This is a genomic window from Aeromonas sp. 601039 (assembly GCF_049174415.1).
Taxonomy (GTDB): Bacteria; Pseudomonadota; Gammaproteobacteria; order Enterobacterales; family Aeromonadaceae; genus Aeromonas; species Aeromonas veronii_A.
On record NZ_JAAKTL010000023.1, the window covers coordinates 1 to 17,505 of the forward strand.

The window sequence follows — 17,505 nt, forward strand, 5'->3', positions numbered from 1 at the left end:
TCTGAGCCATGATCAAACTCTTCAATTTAAGTTTGGTTGCTTCGAAAAGCGGCTCAATGAATTGCTGAAATAAACTGCTCGACTTCTTATTGCTAAGAAATCGTCTTGGTCACTTCACCAGACATTGAAAATCAAAAATTGTTTTGATGCTCGATGCTGTGAGTGCCCACACAGATTGCTTGATTCAAATTGTTAAAGAGCGTCACGCTTATCGCGTTGAGGAGGCGCATATTACGCTTCTCACTTCGAAAGTCAAGCGCTTGTTTTCGCTTTTCTTTCGGCGCCCACTTCGGTAGGAAGCTGGCTCATCAGTTCGGCGTGTTCCGCCGTGCTGGTAGGGGCGCATTATAGGGAGCCGCGCCGGGATGACAAGAAGAAAACTGCAAAAAATGGCATTTTTTACAACTTTCAGGTTTAACCGTTGTTTTATTAAACAAAAGCCCCGCATCGGCGGGGCTGTTTCGGGCAAAAAAACCTTAATTCACATCACACAGCTACCTTTTTGACCAGAATTCGCGTGCAAAGCTGCGCACCTTTTCCCAATCGGTAAATTCAATGTCCTTACTGGTGTCTGTACTGCCACCGGTAATCTTCATGATCAGCTGGATGATGCGCGTCTGCCACCAGTTATAGCGGGAATATTGCAGCGCACCGGCAAACACCCCCAGGGTTTTCGGCTTCCAGGGGGAGAGGCGCAGGAACTTCTTCATATAAGCATTGGTTTGCGGCGTCTGCTTCTCTGGCTTGCGGGCCGTCAGGTTGACACAGAAGAAGGCCGCATTGGCCACCTCCAGCTGCTCCTGATGAGCGTGAATAAAGCTGAACAAGCTGGGGTGGAAGTTGCCATAACGAATGGAGGCGCCGATCAAGACCTTGGCATACTTGCTGAGGTTGCACATCGGCAAGGTATGCAGGTCATGCATCACCACTTCGCATCCCGGCATCTGCTCCAGCATGACATCGACTATTTTGCGGGTTTGGCCATCCCGAGAGGAATAAAGCACCAGAATCTTGTCCATAACAACCTCAACTACGCCAGAATGCAGGAGTAAACAGTACCAGAAGCGTGAAAATTTCCAATCGACCAAACAACATGGCCAACACCAGTACCCACTGGGCCGCTGGCGAGATATTGCCGAAGTTGGCTGATACCTCTCCCAAACCCGGGCCTACGTTGGTGAAAGCCGCAGCCACAGCGGTGAATGCGGTCACTTCGTTCAGCCCCGTCATCAGCAACAGCAACATGAACATAAAGAAGAGAATAATATAGGTGGCGAAGTAGCCCCACACCGCCTCGACGATGCGCTCGGGCACCGCCCTATTCCCCAGCTTCAAGGTATAGATGGCTCTGGGGTGAACCAACCGCTTCAACTCGCGCATCCCCTGCATGAACAGGATCATAAAACGCATCACCTTGATGCCGCCGCCAGTACTACCCGCACAACAGCCGATAAATGCTGAGAACATCAGCAGCATGGGCAGGAACGAGGGCCAGTCGGCATAAGTAGTTGTACTGTAGCCGGTGGTGGTACCCAGAGAGACCGCCTGGAAAAGACCGTGGTTAAGCGCCTCTTGCCAGGTGGCATAGTGCCCGTGGGTCAGTAACGCGACAAAGCAGATCATCACCAGGGTCGCCTGAATGACCAGGAACACCTTGAGTTCCGAGTCATAGAGATAGCGCCAGAGCCGCACCGGGCGGTGGGAGAAGACGGTAAAGTGGAGCGCAAAGTTCACGCTGGCCAGCAGCAGGAACACCACGGTAATCAGGTTGATGACCGGACTGTTGAAGAAACCGATGCTGGCATCGTGGGTGGAGAAGCCACCGACTGACAGAGTCGAGAACGAATGGCACACAGCATCGAACAGCGTCATTCCGGCGAGCCAGTAGGCCAGCGCACAGAGTGCGGTGAGCAGCAGATAGATGAACCAGAGCGCCTTGGCCGTTTCGGCGATGCGCGGCGTCACCTTGGTATCCTTCACCGGCCCCGGGATCTCGGCACGATAGAGCTGCATACCCCCGATCCCCAGCAGTGGCAGAATGGCCACCGCCAGTACAATGATCCCCATCCCCCCCAGCCACTGCAGCAACTGGCGATAGAACAGGAACGCCTTGGGCAGATTATCAAGCCCGGTCAGTACCGTTGCGCCAGTGGTGGTCAGGCCGGAGAAAGATTCGAAGAAGGCCTCCGAGACCGACATGTCCGGCACGTCGCTCATGATGAAGGGCACAGCCCCCACACTGCCCAGCACGGTCCAGAACAGCACCACGATGAGGAAACCCTCTTTCGAGCGCATCTCCTTCTTGTGATAGCGATTGGGAAACCAGAGCACCACACCGAGCAGCAGGGCGATCAGAAAAGAGCTGACGAACTCGGCACCACCACCATCCCGATAGCCAAAGGCCACCAGTGCAGGCAACAGCATGGTCGAGCTGAACAGCGCAACCAGCAGGCCAACAATGCGAATAATGCTCAGAATGTGCATTACAGCTCCCTTTCCCCAATTAAAGAGCGATGGATTCTAGCCATCTAAGGGGCTGAGGGATACCCGCCCATGAGTCCGGTCGGTCAATTCACGGTCCACCTGAGCCCAAACCGAGGACTCCCACGCCACCTGCAAGGTGACCTGCTGACCGTAATCCGCCGCCAGCAATTCGCCGTTGTGACTGCTGATCAGCGACTCGACTGTCCCCATGTCACCGTAATCGCAGTGAATGAGGGAGGGAGTGCGCGGTACCTTGAGCAGGGTGGGCAGCTGCTTGAGGGCGGCACCGACGCCGCCTCCATAGGCTTTGACCAGTCCACCGGTACCAAGCTGGATGCCGCCGTAGTAACGCACCACCACGGCGCAGATTTCACCGAGCCCCGAGCCCATCAACTGGGCCAGGATCGGCTTGCCCGCAGTACCGGAAGGTTCGCCATCGTCGCTGAAGCCATAGACCTGGCTATCTTGCGGCGCGCCAGCCACAAAAGCCCAGCAGTGATGACGAGCGGCCGGATGTTGGCGCTTGATCTCGTTGACCCACCCCTTGGCCGCCTCGACGGTCGGGGTGTGGGCGATCAGGGTAATGAAGCGGCTCTTCTTTATCTCTTCGGTCAACTCCAGCGGGGCAGCCGGAATGGAGTACGCAGCCGCCATCAGAGTCCTGCTTGTCTGGTCATGTTCTCCACCCCGTTGGCGTGCAGCACCACGTTGTCTTCGATGCGGATGCCGCCGAACGGACGCAGCGCTTCCACCTTGTTCCAGTTGACCCGCTTGCCCTGTTCGCCCTGACGCAGCGGCTCCAGCAAACTGTCGATGAAGTAGAGTCCCGGCTCGATGGTGAACACCTGATCCACCTCCATCACCCGGGTGCAGCGCAGATAGGGGAACAGCTCGGGCGCCGCCAGATGGGTGCCGCGCTCATCCTGCATGAAACCGCCCGCATCGTGCACCTGCAAACCGAGGAAGTGGCCGAGGCCGTGAGGGAAGAAGACGTTGGTCACCCCGGTGTTGATCATCTCGTCCACCGACATATCCACCAACTCGGTCGCTTGCAGCAGGCGCGCCAGCTTGTGGTGCATCTGCAGATGCAGCTCGCTGTAGCGACGACCCGGTTTGATCTCCTTGATGATCTCCTGCTGCTGCTCGTCGAGGGCGGCAATCAGATCGGCAAACTCGCCTCGCCTCCACGCCCAGGTACGGGTAATATCGGAGGCATAACCGTGAAAATCGACACCCGCATCGATCAGGAAGGAGTAACGCTCCGCATCAGGCACCCGCACGGCCGAGAGATGGGTGTAGTGAAGAATGGCCGCATTGCGGTTGATGGCGACGATATTGCCGTAGGGCGCCTCATTGGCCCCCTGCCCGACCGCTTTCATGTAGGCCAGATTGATCTCGAACTCGCTCGCCCCCGCCATAAAGGAGTCCTTGGCGGCGATATGGCCGCGTACCCCAATCCGGTTCGCCTCGCGCAGACACTCCAGCTCGTAGGGGGTCTTGTAGGCGCGGTGATAGTGCAGGTAGTTGAGCACAGCCTCTGGATTGGGCTGGGTCAGCCCCAGCAGATCGGCCACTTCCAGATGCCCCCCCAGATAGGCCCACTCCTGCTTGTTGGCAGGTAGATGATCAGCCACCTGTTCCGGCCGGGTCAGGAAGCGGATATCGAAGAACTCGACCCAGAAAGCATTGGGCAGCTCCGCCACCTTGTGCCAGAAATCCACCGGGCGGTAGAACAGCAGGATTGGTTTGTTCACCCCGTCCACCAGCAGCCAGCAGTGGGGATTGTCCAGCACTGGCAACCAGGCTTTGAAGTGGGGGTTTACCTTGAACGGATAATCCTGATCATCGAGGAAGATGCGGTGAGTCTGGCCGGAGTGGATGGCCAGTCCGCTGAGCCCCTGTTGTTGCAGAATGTCGCGGGTGCGCTGCTGCAAGGTATCGAGGTGCTGGGCAAAAAGTTGGCTGTAGCTGCTCATGGCGTCCTGCTCCGAGGTGAATGTGATTGCAGCATAACATCAAGCGCTTGGCGGCTCGACCCGTCAAGCTGCCGCTTCGTGAGGTAACGCATACGTTACAAACGTGTTTGTTATCAACACAAAACCAATTATTAACAAATCAAAAACAATTCAATACACTGCCGGTAGATACATGAAGTCAGGGATTACTCATGGACAACCTCTGCCTGTGGCAACCGGATCCGCTCGGGATGCAGCAATCCAACCTCTACCGTTTTATGGCGGAGGTGAACCGTTTCCACGGCTTGCAGTTGCAGAATTACCCGCAGCTTTATCAATGGTCGGTGGAAAAGACCACCCGTTTCTGGCCGCTGGTATGGCAGCACTGCGGCGTCAAGGGCGAGCTCGGCAACATAGTGGCGGAGAACCGTCAGGATATGCAGCGCACCCGCTGGTTCCCCGATAGCCGCCTCAACTTCGCCGAAAACCTGCTGCGCCGTCAGGACGAGAGCCCGGCCATCATCTCCCGCATCGAAGGGAGCCCAAGCCGCACCCTGAGCTGGCGTGAGCTGGGGGAACAGGTTGCCCGGCTGGCTCAATGGCTGCGCAATCAGGGGATTGGTCGTGGCGATGTGGTTGCCGCCTATCTGCCCAATATTCCGGAAACCGTGGTTGCCATGCTGGCAACCACCAGCCTCGGGGCGATCTGGACCTCCACCAGCCCCGACTTTGGCGAGGCTAGCGTGGTAGAGCGCTTCGGCCAGACCCAGCCGCGAGTGCTGTTTGCGGTGGATGGCTATCGCTACAACGGCAAGGCTATCGACATTCAACAGAAAGTCGCCAGCGTGGTGAGCCAGTTAGGCTGCATAGAGCAGACGGTGATGATCCCGCTGCTCGGCAACCCGTTGCAGCTTGGCCACGACTGGCAACAAGTGCTAGCGAGCCAGCCGGACGCCAGCCTCCAGTTCGAGTCCATGGCTTTCAACGACCCGCTCTACATCCTCTACTCCTCCGGCACCACCGGCAAACCCAAGTGCATCGTGCACGGCATCGGCGGCACCCTGCTGCAACACCTGAAAGAGCACCAGCTGCACTGCGACATCAAGCCGGGGGAGCGGATCTTCTACTTCACCACCTGCGGCTGGATGATGTGGAACTGGCTGGTGAGCGCCCTCGCCTCCGGCGCCACCCTGGTGCTCTATGACGGCTCGCCGTTTTACCCGGATGGCAATGTGCTGTGGGATCTCGCCCGTGACGAGCAGGTCAGCTTGTTCGGTACCTCGGCCAAATATCTTGATGCGCTGCACAAGCAGGGCTACACCCCCATCAAGAGCCACGATTTGCCGCACTTGCGGCTGATCTGCAGCACCGGCTCCGTGCTGTCGCCGGAGGGGTTCGACTACGTCTACCAGCAGATAAAGCAGGATGTGCAGCTCAGCTCCATCTCAGGCGGCACCGATATCTGCTCCTGCTTCGTCATCGGCAACCCGCTCAGCCCTGTCTATCGCGGCGAGAGTCAGGGGCGCGGCCTTGGCCTCGCGGTGCAGGTATTCAACGAAGCGGGCCAGCCGGTGCAGGGGGAGAAGGGCGAACTGGTCTGTACCAAGCCGTTCCCGGCCCAGCCGGTGGGCTTCTGGGGAGATGAAAGCGGCGACAAGTACCACGCCGCCTATTTCGAGCGGTTCGACAACATCTGGTGCCACGGCGACTGGATCGAGCTAACCCCGACCGGCGGCATTCTGTTCTACGGCCGCTCCGACGCCACCCTCAACCCAGGCGGCGTGCGCATCGGCACCAGCGAGATCTACCGCTACGTCGAACAACTCGACGAAGTAGAAGAGAGCATCGTCATCGGCCAGCAGTGGCAGCAGGACGAGCGGGTGGTGCTGTTCGTCAAGCTCAAGACGGGCTGCAAGCTGGATGAGCCGCTGCGCGAGCGGATCCGCCAGCAAATAAAGCAACACTGCACCGCCCGCCACGTGCCCGCCCGCATCCTGCAGGTGGATGCCATCCCCCGTACCAAGTCCGGCAAGATCGTCGAACTGGCGGTGCGGGAAGTGGTACACAACAGACCCGTCAACAATACTCATGCCCTCGCCGATCCCGAGGTGCTGAACCAGTATCGCAACCGGCCAGAACTGGCCAGTTGATAACAAACTCACATCCATCCGAGGCGCCGCAAGGCGCCTCTCTTTTGCCCGTTTTGTGATGAAGAGCTTTTACTCGAGATCTGTTAAACAAATGTTTTAAATAGGTGTTGAAAATGTCTCCTTTTGGATCAATAGTGAGCCTCGCCCCCTGCTGGGGATTAAGGAGCACCACTCCCCACTGAGTGGGAACAAGGAGACACTCTCATGATCTACCAAGGCGAAACCCTGTCGGTCAGCTACCTCGAAAACGGCATTGCCGAACTGAGGTTTGATGCCCCGGGTTCAGTCAACAAGCTGGATCGCGCTACCCTGCTCTCCCTGAGCGAAGCGATCGCCGCATTACAACAAGAACGTGAACTAAAAGGTCTGATCCTCACCTCCGGCAAAGACGCTTTTATCGTCGGTGCCGACATTACCGAATTCCTGGAACTGTTCGATCTGCCGCAAGAAGATCTGCTCGGCTGGCTGAAAAAGGCCAACGACATCTTCAATGCCATCGAAGATCTGCCGGTTCCGACCCTCTCCGCCATCAAGGGCCACGCTCTGGGCGGCGGTTGCGAGACCATTCTCTCCACCGACTTCCGTCTGGCTGACACCACAGCCAAAATCGGCCTGCCCGAGACCAAACTCGGCATCATGCCGGGCTTTGGCGGCACAGTCCGTCTGCCGCGGGTGATCGGCGCTGACAACGCGCTCGAGTGGATCACCACCGGCAAGGATTACCGTGCCGATGACGCCCTCAAGGTAGGCGCTATCGACGCCGTGGTCGCCCCGGATGCGCTGCAGAGCGCTGCGCTGCAGATGATCAAAGACGCCATCGCGGGCAAGCTGGACTGGCAGAGCCGCCGCGCCGCCAAAAAAGCCCCGCTGCGCCTCTCCAAACTGGAAGCCATGATGAGCTTCACCACCGCCGCCGGCATGGTTGCCGCCGTGGCGGGCAAACACTATCCGGCGCCGATGACCGCGGTGAAAACCGTCGAAGCCGCTGCTGGCATGGGCCGTGACGAGGCGCTGGTCGTTGAAGCACAGGGCTTTATCAAGCTGGCCAAAACCGACGTGGCCAAGGCACTGGTCGGTATCTTCCTCAACGATCAGCACATCAAGGCACTGGCCAAGAAGGCTGCCAAGCAGGCGAGCAAGGCCACCAGCCACGCCGCCGTACTGGGTGCCGGCATCATGGGCGGCGGCATCGCCTACCAGTCTGCCAGCAAGGGCATTCCGGCGGTGATGAAGGATATCAACGAGAAGGCGCTGGCACTTGGCATGGGCGAAGCCACCAAGCTGCTCAATGGCCAGCTCGAGAAGGGCCGCATCGATGGCATCAAGATGGGCCAGGTACTCTCCGCCATTACCCCGACCCTCAGCTATGACAACGTCAAGCATGTGGATGTGGTGGTCGAAGCCGTGGTCGAGAATCCCAAGGTGAAAGCCGCCGTACTGGGCGAAGTGGAAGGGATCATTGGCGAAGACGCCGTGCTCGCCAGCAACACCTCCACCATCCCCATCTCCCTGCTGGCCAAGGGGCTGAAGCGCCCGCAGAACTTCTGCGGCATGCACTTCTTCAACCCGGTGCACCGCATGCCACTGGTGGAGATCATCCGCGGCGAGCAGACCTCCGATGAAACCATCAACCGCGTGGTGGCCTACGCCGCCGCCATGGGCAAGTCCCCGGTTGTGGTCAACGACTGCCCTGGCTTCTTCGTCAACCGCGTGCTGTTCCCCTACTTCTTCGGCTTCAACAAGCTGGTCGCCGATGGTGCCGACTTCGCGGCCGTCGACAAGGTGATGGAGAAAGAGTTCGGCTGGCCGATGGGCCCCGCCTACCTGCTGGACGTGGTCGGCATCGACACCGGCCACCACGCCGGTGACGTGATGGCGCAGGGCTTCCCGGCACGCATGAGCAAGGAAGGTCGCACCGCCATCGACGTGATGTACGAAGTGAACCGCTTCGGTCAGAAGAACGGCAAGGGCTTCTACGCCTACGAACAGGACAAGAAGGGCAAGCCGAAGAAGGTGGCCGACGCCGCCAGCTACGAGCTGCTGGCCCCCATCGCCAAGCCGAAACAGGATTTCGACAAGGACGCCATCATCGCTCGCATGATGATCCCGATGATCAACGAGGTGGTGCTCTGTCTGGAAGAGGGCATTGTCGCCACGCCAGCCGAAGCCGACATCGCACTGGTCTACGGTCTGGGCTTCCCTCCCTTCCGCGGCGGCGTGTTCCGCTATCTGGACACCATTGGTCTGGATCGCTACGTGGCCATGGCCGACCAGTATGCCGACTTGGGCCCGCTCTACCGCGTCAGCGACCGCTTACGCGAGATGGCCGCCCAAGGCAAAACCTTCTACTGATTGCGGAAAGGAGATCCATTCATGAAAGACGTAGTCATTGTCGACTGTATCCGGACCCCGATGGGCCGGTCCAAGGGCGGCGCCTTCCGCAACGTGCGTGCAGAAGATCTGTCCGCGCACCTGATGAAATCCATCCTGCTGCGCAACCCCAACCTCGACCCGAACGAGATCGAGGATATCTACTGGGGCTGCGTGCAGCAGACCCTGGAGCAGGGCTTCAACATCGCCCGCAACGCCGCCTTGCTGGCCGGCATTCCGAAGCAGGTGGGGGCGGTCACCGTCAACCGTCTGTGCGGCTCCAGTATGCAGGCGCTGCATGACGCCTCCCGCGCCATTCAGGTAGGTGATGGGGATATCTTCATCATCGGCGGCGTTGAGCACATGGGTCACGTGCCGATGAGCCACGGCGTCGACTTCCACCCGGGCATGGCCAAGTCGGTGGCGAAAGCCTCCGGCATGATGGGACTGACCGCCGAGATGCTCGGCAAGCTGCACGGCATCAGCCGTCAGCAGCAGGACGAGTTTGCCGCCCGCTCCCACCGCCGCGCCCACGCAGCAACCGTGGAAGGGCGTTTTGCCAAGGAGATCGTCGGGCTGGAAGGCCACGACGCCAGCGGCGCCCGCTTCTTCTACGACTATGACGAGGTGATCCGCCCGGAGACCACGGTCGAAACCCTGAGCCAGCTGCGCCCGGTGTTTGATCCGGTCAACGGCACCGTCACCGCCGGTAGCTCCTCGGCGCTGTCCGATGGCGCCGCCGCCATGCTGGTGATGAGCGCGGATCGCGCCAAGGCCCTCGGCCTCACGCCGCGCGCCAAGGTACGTGCCATGGCCATCGCCGGCTGTGACGCCGCCATCATGGGTTACGGCCCGGTGCCGGCCACCCAGAAGGCGCTCAAGCGTGCCGGTCTGACTGTCGGTGATATCGACCTGTTCGAGCTGAACGAGGCGTTTGCCGCCCAGTCCCTGCCCTGCGTGAAGGATCTGGGTCTGCAGGATCTGGTGGACGACAAGGTAAACCTGAACGGCGGCGCCATTGCGCTGGGTCACCCGCTCGGCTGCTCCGGCGCCCGCATCTCCACCACCCTCATCAATCTGATGGAGGAGAAGGATGCCACCCTGGGGGTTGCCACCATGTGTATCGGTCTGGGCCAGGGCATCGCCACCGTGTTTGAACGGGTGTGATAACCAGCCGGATCGACGGGATGCACTACTGAGAGTTGTCCCTTTTCGGGGCCAGTCTGACTGGCCTCTTTTCAAGTCTGTGACGATCGCCACACGGGGTGCTCGTCAGTGGTCAGAAGCTGTCTGTTGGCCGTCCCGTTTGGGTCGGCCTTTTTTCGTTTTAATCTTATCAATAGGCTGTTATTGCCTTAAACCTCACATTAGATAGGGGGCTTGCTTGCTTTTTACTCCCCCGACAGGTTCAATCTGCACAAAAAAATGGGTGGATGCACATACATATGTCAATGAGCAAACAACTGCTGATCGTCGATGACGACCAAGAGATCCGCGAGCTGCTCAATGAGTACCTGACCCGGGCGGGCTTTCAGGTATTGACGGCGGCGGAGGGCAACGAGATGCGCCAGCAACTCGCCCAGCACAGCCCGGACCTGATTATTCTGGACATCATGATGCCCGGCGAGGACGGTTTTACCCTCTGCCAGCAGATCCGTCGTGACTCCCAGGTGCCCATCATCATGCTGACAGCCGCCTCCGACGAAGCGGATCGGGTGATCGGTCTGGAACTGGGTGCCGACGACTATATCGCCAAGCCGTTCAGCCCCCGTGAACTGCAGGCCCGCATCAAGGCACTGCTGCGCCGCGCCGAATTCCGCCAGCCGGAAAAAGAGAAAGAGCCGAGCCGCCGACTGCGTTTTGCCGAGTGGACCCTCGACACCCTGAGCCACCAGCTGACCCATGACGATGGCAGCCTGCTGGATCTCTCCGGCAGCGATGCCATGCTGCTCGGCATGTTCCTGCAACAGCCCGGCGTGGTGCTGGATCGCGACACCATCTCGGATGCCACCCGCGGCCGCGAAAGCCTGCCGATGGAGCGCGGCATCGACGTACAGATCAGCCGTCTGCGCCAGAAGCTGGGCGACAACGGCAAGAGCCCGCGCATCATCAAGACCATTCGCGGCAGTGGCTACATGCTGATTGCCGAGGTGCACGAGCTGCCATGAGCAACAAGTGGTCCTGGGGGGCACTGGTGCCCCGCTCCCTGCTGTCACGAATGATCCTGCTGCTGTTGCTGGCCATTCTGCTCTCCCAGACCATTCTGACCGGCATCTGGATGCAGCAGATCCAGAAGCGGGAGCTGGAAGGGATGATCAGCACCACTCGCAACCTGGCACTCTCAGCCGCCTCTACCGTCAACTTCTTCAAATCCCTACCGCTGCAGTATCGTCATATCGCCCTCGACCAGCTGCGCAACATGGGGGGCAGCCGCTTCTTCGTCTCGCTCAACGAAGAGGAGATCCACATCAACGCCATCCCCGACAGCGAGCGCAAGATGCTGGTGTTGCAGGAAGTGCAGGGGGTACTGACCCGCAAGCTCTCCGACGCCATGGCGATCAAGGTGGACTTCTCCCGACCCGATGACCTCCACGTCTTCAACAACGACACCCTGCTGGCGGATCTCCCCTCCTCCTGGGCCCGCTACACCCTGTCGCTGGAGCCGCTCAATCCACCGGTACTGGTGACCCAGATCGAGATTGAAAAGGGGGAGTGGCTCTATCTGGCGGCCCTGCTGCCCGCCCCCTACATGACCCTCGACGATACCGTGATGCCGAGCAACCAGGTGCGTTTCATCGCCCTGATGACGGTGTTCCTCTGCTTCTTCACCTTTATGCTGGTGCGATGGCAGACCCGGCCACTGCGCCGTCTCGCCAAGGCGGCGGTCAATCTCGGCAAGGATATCGATCAACCTTCGCTCAAAGAGGAAGGGGCGTCGGAAATCGTGGCGGCGACCCGCGCCTTCAACATCATGCAGCACCGCATCCGCCGTTATATCGATGATAGAGAACGGCTGTTCAGCTCCATCTCCCACGACCTCAAGACCCCCATCACCCGACTGCGGCTGCGGGTCGAACTGCTCGATGACGAGGTACAGATCGCCAAGTTCAACAAGGATCTCGACGAACTGGAGCTGATGGTGAAAGGGGCGCTGCAGACGGTCAAAGAGACCGACATTCACGAGAATATCGAGGAGATCGACATCAACGCCCTGCTTGAGCAGATGGCGGAGTCGATGAACCTGCACGACGAGCGGCTGACCATCGAAGGGCACTGCAAGTGGCCCTACCGCGGCAAGCTGCTGGCGCTCAAACGCTGCATCGGCAATCTGGTGGACAACGGCATCAAGTACGGCCAGAAGGTGCGCATCATCATCATGGATGATGAGGAGATGCTGATTCTCTTCATCATGGATGAGGGCCCCGGCCTGCCGGATGACCAGTTCGAGCGCATCTTCGAGCCCTATTACCGGCTCAGCACGGATCAGGCTGGCACCGGCCTCGGCCTTGGCATCGCCCGCAACATAGCCCACGCCCACGGCGGCGATCTGGTGCTGGAAAACCGTCCGCAAGGTGGCCTGCAGGCCACGCTCTCCCTACCAAGGCAGTAACCTTATGAAGTGGTTGTCTTTTTCTGTCATCGCCCTGCTCTCTGCTCCCGTTGCCGCCTCCCAGGTGGAAGTGCTGCACTGGTGGACGTCCGGCGGCGAAGCGAAAGCGGTCGAAGTGCTCAAATCCGAGTGGACTCGACAGGGCAACCAATGGAACGACTTCGCGGTACAGGGCGGCGGCGGCAAGAGCGCCATGACGGTATTGAAGAGCCGGGCGCTGGCGGCCAACCCGCCCGAAGCGGCCCACCTCAAGGGTTACGAGCTCAAGGAGTGGGCCGGACTCGGCTTTTTGCGCGATCTCACCCCTATGGCCGAGCACCTCGGCTGGTACAGTCAGATGCCGCCCATGGTGCGCGCCACCCTCAGTCAGAATGGCGCCCTGATGGCGGTGCCCACCGGCATCCACCGGGTCAACTGGCTGTGGCTCAACCGCAAAATCTTCGAGCGCAACAAGCTGGCTCCGCCCACCGACTGGGCCCAGTTTGTCACCGTCTCCGACCAGCTTAAAAAACGGGGCATCACCCCGCTCGCCATTGGCAACGAGCCCTGGCAGCTGGCGGTACTGTTTGAAACGGTGGCACTCGGTGAGGGCGGAAAAGAATTCTATCGCAAGGCGTTCCTCGAGCAGGACAGCGCCACCCTGACCGGCCCTGACATGGTGCGGGTGTTGACCCGTTTCCAGCAGCTGCGCGCCTATGTGCCGCAAAAATACGCCGGTATGAAGTGGCATCAGGCCACCAATCTGCTGGAGAGCGGTGGCGCCGCCATGCAGGTGATGGGGGACTGGGTGAAGGGTGAACTGAGTGCCGGTAACTACCGGCCGGGTGAGGATATCGCCTGCCTGCCGAGCCCGGGCAGCGCCGGACTGTTCAGCTACAACCTAGACTCCATCGCCATGTTCAAACAGCGGGATCCGGCCCAGCTGCAGGCGCAGGGCGATCTGGCCCAACTGCTGATGACGCCGAAATTTCAGGAGGAGTTCAATCGGGTGAAGGGGTCGATCCCGGCGCTGACCAATCCCGACATGAGCAAGTTCGACCGCTGCGCCGTCCGTTCCTATCAGGACTTCCTGCTGGCGGAAAAGCAGGACAACCTGCTGCCCAGCATGGCAGAAGGGATGGCGACGCCGACCAATATGCGGCAGGCGATCCTCGATGTGCTGAGCAACTTCTTCAACGATCCCAAGGCCAACCCGGAGCAGACGGCGCTGCATCTGGAGCGGGCGATGCGCTCGACCCGCTGATCCGGGCACATTGCCAAACGGCAGAAATGACAAAGGCGGAATTGCTCCGCCTTTGTTGTTGAATCGTCATCCGATTCAGGATTGATCGTTCTCGTCCTCATCCTCGTCATAGTAATCGCTGAGCTCGATCCAGAGCCCCAACCCGACCATCACCATGGAGCCGAACCAGGTACCGGTATTCCCGATCGGGCTGCCCATCACTATCATGGCGAAGGACAAGAACCCCATGCCTGCATAGGCTTGTAATCTGCCGTAGGAGACCTGCATATTCACCTCCTTGTTGAATATGGTTCAATTTTTATATTACTCGTCCGGCGCAAGCTGGATAGGGCCGAATAACATTTCGGTTACATATGCTGGTTGATGGGGCGTTTGTTTGATTATTTTTTAGCCCTGAGTATCATTGGCAGCCGAATAGGTTGAAGGTTGATAATAGATGAGTGATTTATTCTGCGGCGCAACCCACGAGTTGGACGCAATCGGGCTTCGTTGCCCAGAACCCGTTATGATGGTTCGCAAGAAAGTGCGGCTGATGGCGGATGGCGAGACCCTGCTGGTCAGCGCCGACGATCCTTCAACCACCCGCGACATCCCCAGTTTCTGCCGCTTTATGGATCACACCCTGGTCGCCAGCGAGACAGAGCAGGCCCCCTACCGCTACCTGATCCGCAAGGGTCAATAAGCCCCCGTACCGGAGCACTCCATGACAACCATTACCCGAATCGGCACCACCCAGCGTTGGTCAGATGTGGTCATCCACAATGGCACCCTCTATGTGGTGGAAGTGCCCGTCAGCGAAGAGGCCGACATCCACCAGCAGACCCGCGAAGTGCTGGCAAGCCTGCAGCGCCTGCTGGAAGCCAACGGCTCCGGCGTAGACAAAATTCTGATGGCCAACATCTATCTCAAAGACATTCAGGATATCGCTGCCTTCAACGAGCAGTGGGATGCCTGGATCCCGGCTGGCACCGCCCCCGTGCGCGCCTGCGTACAAGCTCGCCTGGCCCACGAAGGCTACAAGGTGGAAGTGCAGCTGACTGCAGCTGTCTAAGAGGCGCTTATCCCCGCCCCTTCGCCCACGAGGGGAGAAGGGAGCAAACAACAAGGCGCCATTGCTCGCAACGGCGCCAATAGAAAGGCCCCGCCATCACTGGCGGGGCCTTTTCGTTACCAAGACCTGAGCGACTTAGGCGGTCGGGGTCAGGGTAATGGTCACGCGACGGTTCTGGGCTTTGCCAGCGGCGGTGCTGTTGGTAGCAACCGGCTGATCCGGGCCTACGCCGGTGGTGGAGATGCGGCTACCTGCTACGCCCTGACCAATCAGCTGAGCGGCAACGGCATCGGCACGATCGCGGGAGAGCTTCATGTTAAGGTCGCGGGAACCTGTACTGTCGGTGTGACCGACCACGTTCAGGCGGGTCTTGTCGAACTCGGCAACGACCATGGCCACGCCGGAGAGGGTGTTGGCACCGGCCGCTTTCAGCTGGGAGCTGGAGCTGTCGAAGGTCACGTTGTTCGGCATGTTGAGGATCAGCTCATTGCCATTGCGGGTCACGCTGACGCCGGTGCCCTGCAGCTTCTCGCGCAGCTTGGCTTCCTGCACGTCCATGTAGTAGCCGATACCGCCGCCCAGGGCCGCGCCAGCAGCAACGCCGGTCAGGATGCCCTTCTTGCGGTCACCCTTGCTGGAGGAGAGCGCACCTACGGCCGCACCGGCAGCGGCGCCAGCCAGCGCGCCCCAGGCACCTTTGGAGGTCTGGGATTCACCTGTGTAGGGGTTGGTGGTACAGCCGCTCAGGGCAACGGTCAGTGCCAGAGCAGGCACCAGGATCTTGGCTCGCATGAAAAAACCTCTGTGAAAACAATCCGGCACCATGCCGGGGGCCGGATTGTAACGCGCTGGCACGCCATTGTCTGACGCAAACCTGAATCGACGGCGAGAGTGATGTTTTTTTGGCCGATCGGCGGGCCGTCAGCGCGGTAACTGACACTCGGCGTGGCAAGGACAGCTGACCAGATGATCGTTCACCATCCCCACCGCCTGCATAAAGGCGTAACAGATGGTGCTGCCGACGAAGTTGAAGCCGAGCTTCTTGAGCGCTTTCGACATGGCATCCGACTCCGGCGAGGTCGCCGGAATATCGCCGTTGCCCTGCCGCTGGTTGACGATGGGGGCGCCGCCAACAAAGCCCCACAGGTAGTCGGCGAAGTCGATCCCCTGCTCCTGCAACGCCAGATAAGCGCGGGCATTTCTGATGATCGACTGCACCTTGAGCCGGTTGCGGATGATGCCGCTGTCCTGCATCAGCCGCTCCACATCCTGCTCGTCGAAGCGGGCAATCTGCACCGGATCAAAGTCGGCATAGGCGCGGTAATAGCTATCGGTGCGCTTGAGGATGGTGATCCACGACAGCCCCGCCTGCTGGCCGTCGAGGCAGAGCTTGGCAAACAGCTCACGCGAGTCATAGACCGGCCTGCCCCACTGTTTGTCATGGTATTCAATGTATTCCGGGTCCTTGGTCACCCAGGCGCAGCGCAGTTCCATTTCCTCTCCCTCGTTATTTCAGCGGTTTGCCCGACCCTGCCCACTCTGCAGGCGGCACTGCTCACATCATATACCGGACATCCCGCCCGACCAGCCAGGGCGCAGCACCATCCCGCGAATCCGCTGCAATTTCGCCTATTATCCGACCATGCCAGACGGTATACTCCCTCGGTTCACATTCAGCAAATCTTGCTCTGATTTTCACTTCGCGCGAAAAAAATTATGCAAAAATTCGATGTCAAAACCTTTCAGGGCCTGATCCTGCAGCTGCAGGACTATTGGTCCCGCCAGGGCTGTACCATCATTCAGCCGCTGGATATGGAAGTGGGTGCCGGTACTTCCCACCCCATGACCTGTCTGCGTGCCCTGGGCCCGGAGCCCATCGCCTGCGCTTACGTGCAACCGTCCCGCCGTCCGACTGACGGCCGCTACGGTGAAAACCCGAACCGCCTGCAGCACTACTACCAGTTCCAGGTGATCATCAAGCCTTCCCCCGACAACATTCAGGAACTCTATCTGGGCTCCCTGAAAGAGCTGGGCATGGATCCTGAAATCCACGACATCCGCTTCGTGGAAGACAACTGGGAAAACCCGACTCTGGGTGCCTGGGGTCTGGGTTGGGAAGTGTGGCTGAACGGCATGGAAGTGACCCAGTTCACCTACTTCCAGCAGGTTGGCGGCCTCGAGTGCAAGCCGGTCACCGGCGAGATCACCTACGGTCTCGAGCGTCTAGCCATGTACATTCAGGGCGTGGACAGCGTCTACGATTTGGTCTGGTCTGACGGCCCGCTGGGCAAGACCACCTACGGCGACGTGTTCCACCAGAACGAAGTGGAGCAATCCACCTACAACTTCGAACACGCCGATGTGGAGTTCCTGTTCCACTGCTTCGAGCAGTACGAGAAGGAAGCCCAGAATCTGCTGGCACTGGAAAAACCGCTGCCGCTGCCTGCCTACGAGCGCATCCTCAAAGCCGCTCACTCCTTCAACCTGCTGGATGCCCGCAAGGCCATCTCGGTCACCGAGCGTCAGCGCTACATCCTGCGCATTCGCACCCTGACCAAGGCCGTGGCAGAGGCATACTACGCCTCCCGCGAAGCGCTGGGCTTCCCGATGTGTCAGCGCAGTGAGAACAAGCAAGGTTAAGG

The 17,505-nt window shown here is 59.6% G+C and carries 16 protein-coding genes; 9 read left to right on the plus strand and 7 right to left on the minus strand.

The window, feature by feature from the left end:
* Positions 1-494 precede the first annotated feature (494 nt).
* From hemG to pepQ, 4 genes are read right to left on the minus strand one after another with little or no spacing between them, the layout of a single operon-like run.
* On the minus strand, positions 495-1,019 hold the full coding sequence (hemG, locus tag G5195_RS16580; protein WP_005339483.1) for a menaquinone-dependent protoporphyrinogen IX dehydrogenase: 525 nt from the start codon (positions 1,017-1,019) through the stop codon (positions 495-497).
* 7 nt (positions 1,020-1,026) lie between these two features.
* Positions 1,027-2,484, minus strand: a complete 1,458-nt coding sequence (locus G5195_RS16585) for a TrkH family potassium uptake protein (RefSeq protein WP_421223307.1) — start codon at positions 2,482-2,484, stop codon at positions 1,027-1,029.
* 36 nt (positions 2,485-2,520) lie between these two features.
* Positions 2,521-3,138: a YigZ family protein gene (locus G5195_RS16590; RefSeq protein ID WP_040069890.1), complete on the minus strand. Its 618-nt coding sequence runs from the start codon at positions 3,136-3,138 to the stop codon at positions 2,521-2,523.
* On the minus strand, positions 3,138-4,460 hold the full coding sequence (gene pepQ, locus G5195_RS16595) for a Xaa-Pro dipeptidase (protein ID WP_421223305.1): 1,323 nt from the start codon (positions 4,458-4,460) through the stop codon (positions 3,138-3,140). Before pepQ ends, G5195_RS16590 begins: the two co-directional genes overlap by 1 nt.
* 191 nt (positions 4,461-4,651) lie before the next feature.
* Between pepQ and G5195_RS16600 the strand changes: the two genes are divergently transcribed.
* From G5195_RS16600 to G5195_RS16625, 6 genes are all read left to right on the plus strand, one after another.
* Entirely contained in the window at positions 4,652-6,589 is a 1,938-nt protein-coding gene (locus G5195_RS16600) for an acetoacetate--CoA ligase (RefSeq protein WP_421223303.1), read from the plus strand.
* A 204-nt stretch (positions 6,590-6,793) separates the two neighbouring features.
* The gene (gene fadB, locus G5195_RS16605) at positions 6,794-8,941 is read left to right on the plus strand and encodes a fatty acid oxidation complex subunit alpha FadB (protein ID WP_263085020.1); all 2,148 of its coding nucleotides are present in this window, start codon (positions 6,794-6,796) and stop codon (positions 8,939-8,941) included.
* Positions 8,942-8,962: 21 nt separating this feature from the next.
* Positions 8,963-10,126 carry an acetyl-CoA C-acyltransferase FadA gene (gene fadA / locus G5195_RS16610; RefSeq protein ID WP_005339477.1) on the plus strand — a complete coding sequence of 388 codons (1,164 nt, stop codon included), beginning with the start codon at positions 8,963-8,965 and terminating at the stop codon, positions 10,124-10,126.
* A 278-nt stretch (positions 10,127-10,404) separates the two neighbouring features.
* Positions 10,405-11,127 (plus strand): response regulator, encoded by a 723-nt coding sequence (locus G5195_RS16615; RefSeq protein WP_005339475.1) that lies wholly within the window; start codon positions 10,405-10,407, stop codon positions 11,125-11,127.
* Complete coding sequence (locus tag G5195_RS16620) at positions 11,124-12,569, plus strand: ATP-binding protein (protein ID WP_421236322.1); 1,446 nt, start codon at positions 11,124-11,126, stop codon at positions 12,567-12,569. The genes G5195_RS16615 and G5195_RS16620 overlap by 4 nt, the downstream gene beginning before the upstream one ends.
* Before the next feature lie 4 nt (positions 12,570-12,573).
* Positions 12,574-13,812 (plus strand): ABC transporter substrate-binding protein, encoded by a 1,239-nt coding sequence (locus G5195_RS16625; protein ID WP_421223296.1) that lies wholly within the window; start codon positions 12,574-12,576, stop codon positions 13,810-13,812.
* A 75-nt stretch (positions 13,813-13,887) separates the two neighbouring features.
* Here G5195_RS16625 and G5195_RS16630 read toward each other — a convergent pair whose 3' ends face one another.
* Positions 13,888-14,079, minus strand: a complete 192-nt coding sequence (locus G5195_RS16630) for a hypothetical protein (RefSeq protein ID WP_005339471.1) — start codon at positions 14,077-14,079, stop codon at positions 13,888-13,890.
* A 169-nt stretch (positions 14,080-14,248) separates the two neighbouring features.
* Between G5195_RS16630 and tusA the strand changes: the two genes are divergently transcribed.
* Together tusA and G5195_RS16640 are read left to right on the plus strand one after the other, a co-directional pair.
* Positions 14,249-14,494: a sulfurtransferase TusA gene (gene tusA / locus G5195_RS16635; RefSeq protein WP_005339470.1), complete on the plus strand. Its 246-nt coding sequence runs from the start codon at positions 14,249-14,251 to the stop codon at positions 14,492-14,494.
* Between the two features lie 21 nt (positions 14,495-14,515).
* The gene (locus G5195_RS16640) at positions 14,516-14,863 is read left to right on the plus strand and encodes a RidA family protein (protein WP_005355943.1); all 348 of its coding nucleotides are present in this window, start codon (positions 14,516-14,518) and stop codon (positions 14,861-14,863) included.
* Between the two features lie 135 nt (positions 14,864-14,998).
* Here the strand turns inward: G5195_RS16640 and G5195_RS16645 are convergent, their stop codons facing one another.
* Positions 14,999-15,655, minus strand: coding sequence for an OmpA family lipoprotein (locus tag G5195_RS16645; RefSeq protein ID WP_005339468.1), 657 nt, complete (start codon positions 15,653-15,655; stop codon positions 14,999-15,001).
* A 129-nt stretch (positions 15,656-15,784) separates the two neighbouring features.
* Complete coding sequence (locus G5195_RS16650) at positions 15,785-16,357, minus strand: DNA-3-methyladenine glycosylase I (RefSeq protein ID WP_236297797.1); 573 nt, start codon at positions 16,355-16,357, stop codon at positions 15,785-15,787.
* Positions 16,358-16,579: 222 nt separating this feature from the next.
* Here G5195_RS16650 and glyQ point away from each other — a divergent pair, with 222 nt between their 5' ends.
* Positions 16,580-17,503: a glycine--tRNA ligase subunit alpha gene (glyQ, locus tag G5195_RS16655; protein ID WP_005339464.1), complete on the plus strand. Its 924-nt coding sequence runs from the start codon at positions 16,580-16,582 to the stop codon at positions 17,501-17,503.
* Positions 17,504-17,505 lie beyond the last annotated feature (2 nt).

What these genes read in the sequence shown, in the direction of transcription:
- G5195_RS16620 (WP_421236322.1), top strand. Translation starts at nt 11,124, where the DNA reads ATGAGCAACAAGTGGTCCTGGGGGGCACTGGTGCCCCGCTCCCTGCTG.
- hemG (WP_005339483.1), bottom strand. Translation starts at nt 1,019, where the DNA reads ATGGACAAGATTCTGGTGCTTTATTCCTCTCGGGATGGCCAAACCCGC.
- fadA (WP_005339477.1), top strand. Translation starts at nt 8,963, where the DNA reads ATGAAAGACGTAGTCATTGTCGACTGTATCCGGACCCCGATGGGCCGG.
- G5195_RS16630 (WP_005339471.1), bottom strand. Translation starts at nt 14,079, where the DNA reads ATGCAGGTCTCCTACGGCAGATTACAAGCCTATGCAGGCATGGGGTTC.
- G5195_RS16615 (WP_005339475.1), top strand. Translation starts at nt 10,405, where the DNA reads ATGTCAATGAGCAAACAACTGCTGATCGTCGATGACGACCAAGAGATC.
- G5195_RS16640 (WP_005355943.1), top strand. Translation starts at nt 14,516, where the DNA reads ATGACAACCATTACCCGAATCGGCACCACCCAGCGTTGGTCAGATGTG.
- G5195_RS16590 (WP_040069890.1), bottom strand. Translation starts at nt 3,138, where the DNA reads ATGGCGGCTGCGTACTCCATTCCGGCTGCCCCGCTGGAGTTGACCGAA.
- G5195_RS16585 (WP_421223307.1), bottom strand. Translation starts at nt 2,484, where the DNA reads ATGCACATTCTGAGCATTATTCGCATTGTTGGCCTGCTGGTTGCGCTG.
- G5195_RS16600 (WP_421223303.1), top strand. Translation starts at nt 4,652, where the DNA reads ATGGACAACCTCTGCCTGTGGCAACCGGATCCGCTCGGGATGCAGCAA.
- tusA (WP_005339470.1), top strand. Translation starts at nt 14,249, where the DNA reads ATGAGTGATTTATTCTGCGGCGCAACCCACGAGTTGGACGCAATCGGG.
- glyQ (WP_005339464.1), top strand. Translation starts at nt 16,580, where the DNA reads ATGCAAAAATTCGATGTCAAAACCTTTCAGGGCCTGATCCTGCAGCTG.
- G5195_RS16650 (WP_236297797.1), bottom strand. Translation starts at nt 16,357, where the DNA reads ATGGAACTGCGCTGCGCCTGGGTGACCAAGGACCCGGAATACATTGAA.
- G5195_RS16645 (WP_005339468.1), bottom strand. Translation starts at nt 15,655, where the DNA reads ATGCGAGCCAAGATCCTGGTGCCTGCTCTGGCACTGACCGTTGCCCTG.
- G5195_RS16625 (WP_421223296.1), top strand. Translation starts at nt 12,574, where the DNA reads ATGAAGTGGTTGTCTTTTTCTGTCATCGCCCTGCTCTCTGCTCCCGTT.
- pepQ (WP_421223305.1), bottom strand. Translation starts at nt 4,460, where the DNA reads ATGAGCAGCTACAGCCAACTTTTTGCCCAGCACCTCGATACCTTGCAG.
- fadB (WP_263085020.1), top strand. Translation starts at nt 6,794, where the DNA reads ATGATCTACCAAGGCGAAACCCTGTCGGTCAGCTACCTCGAAAACGGC.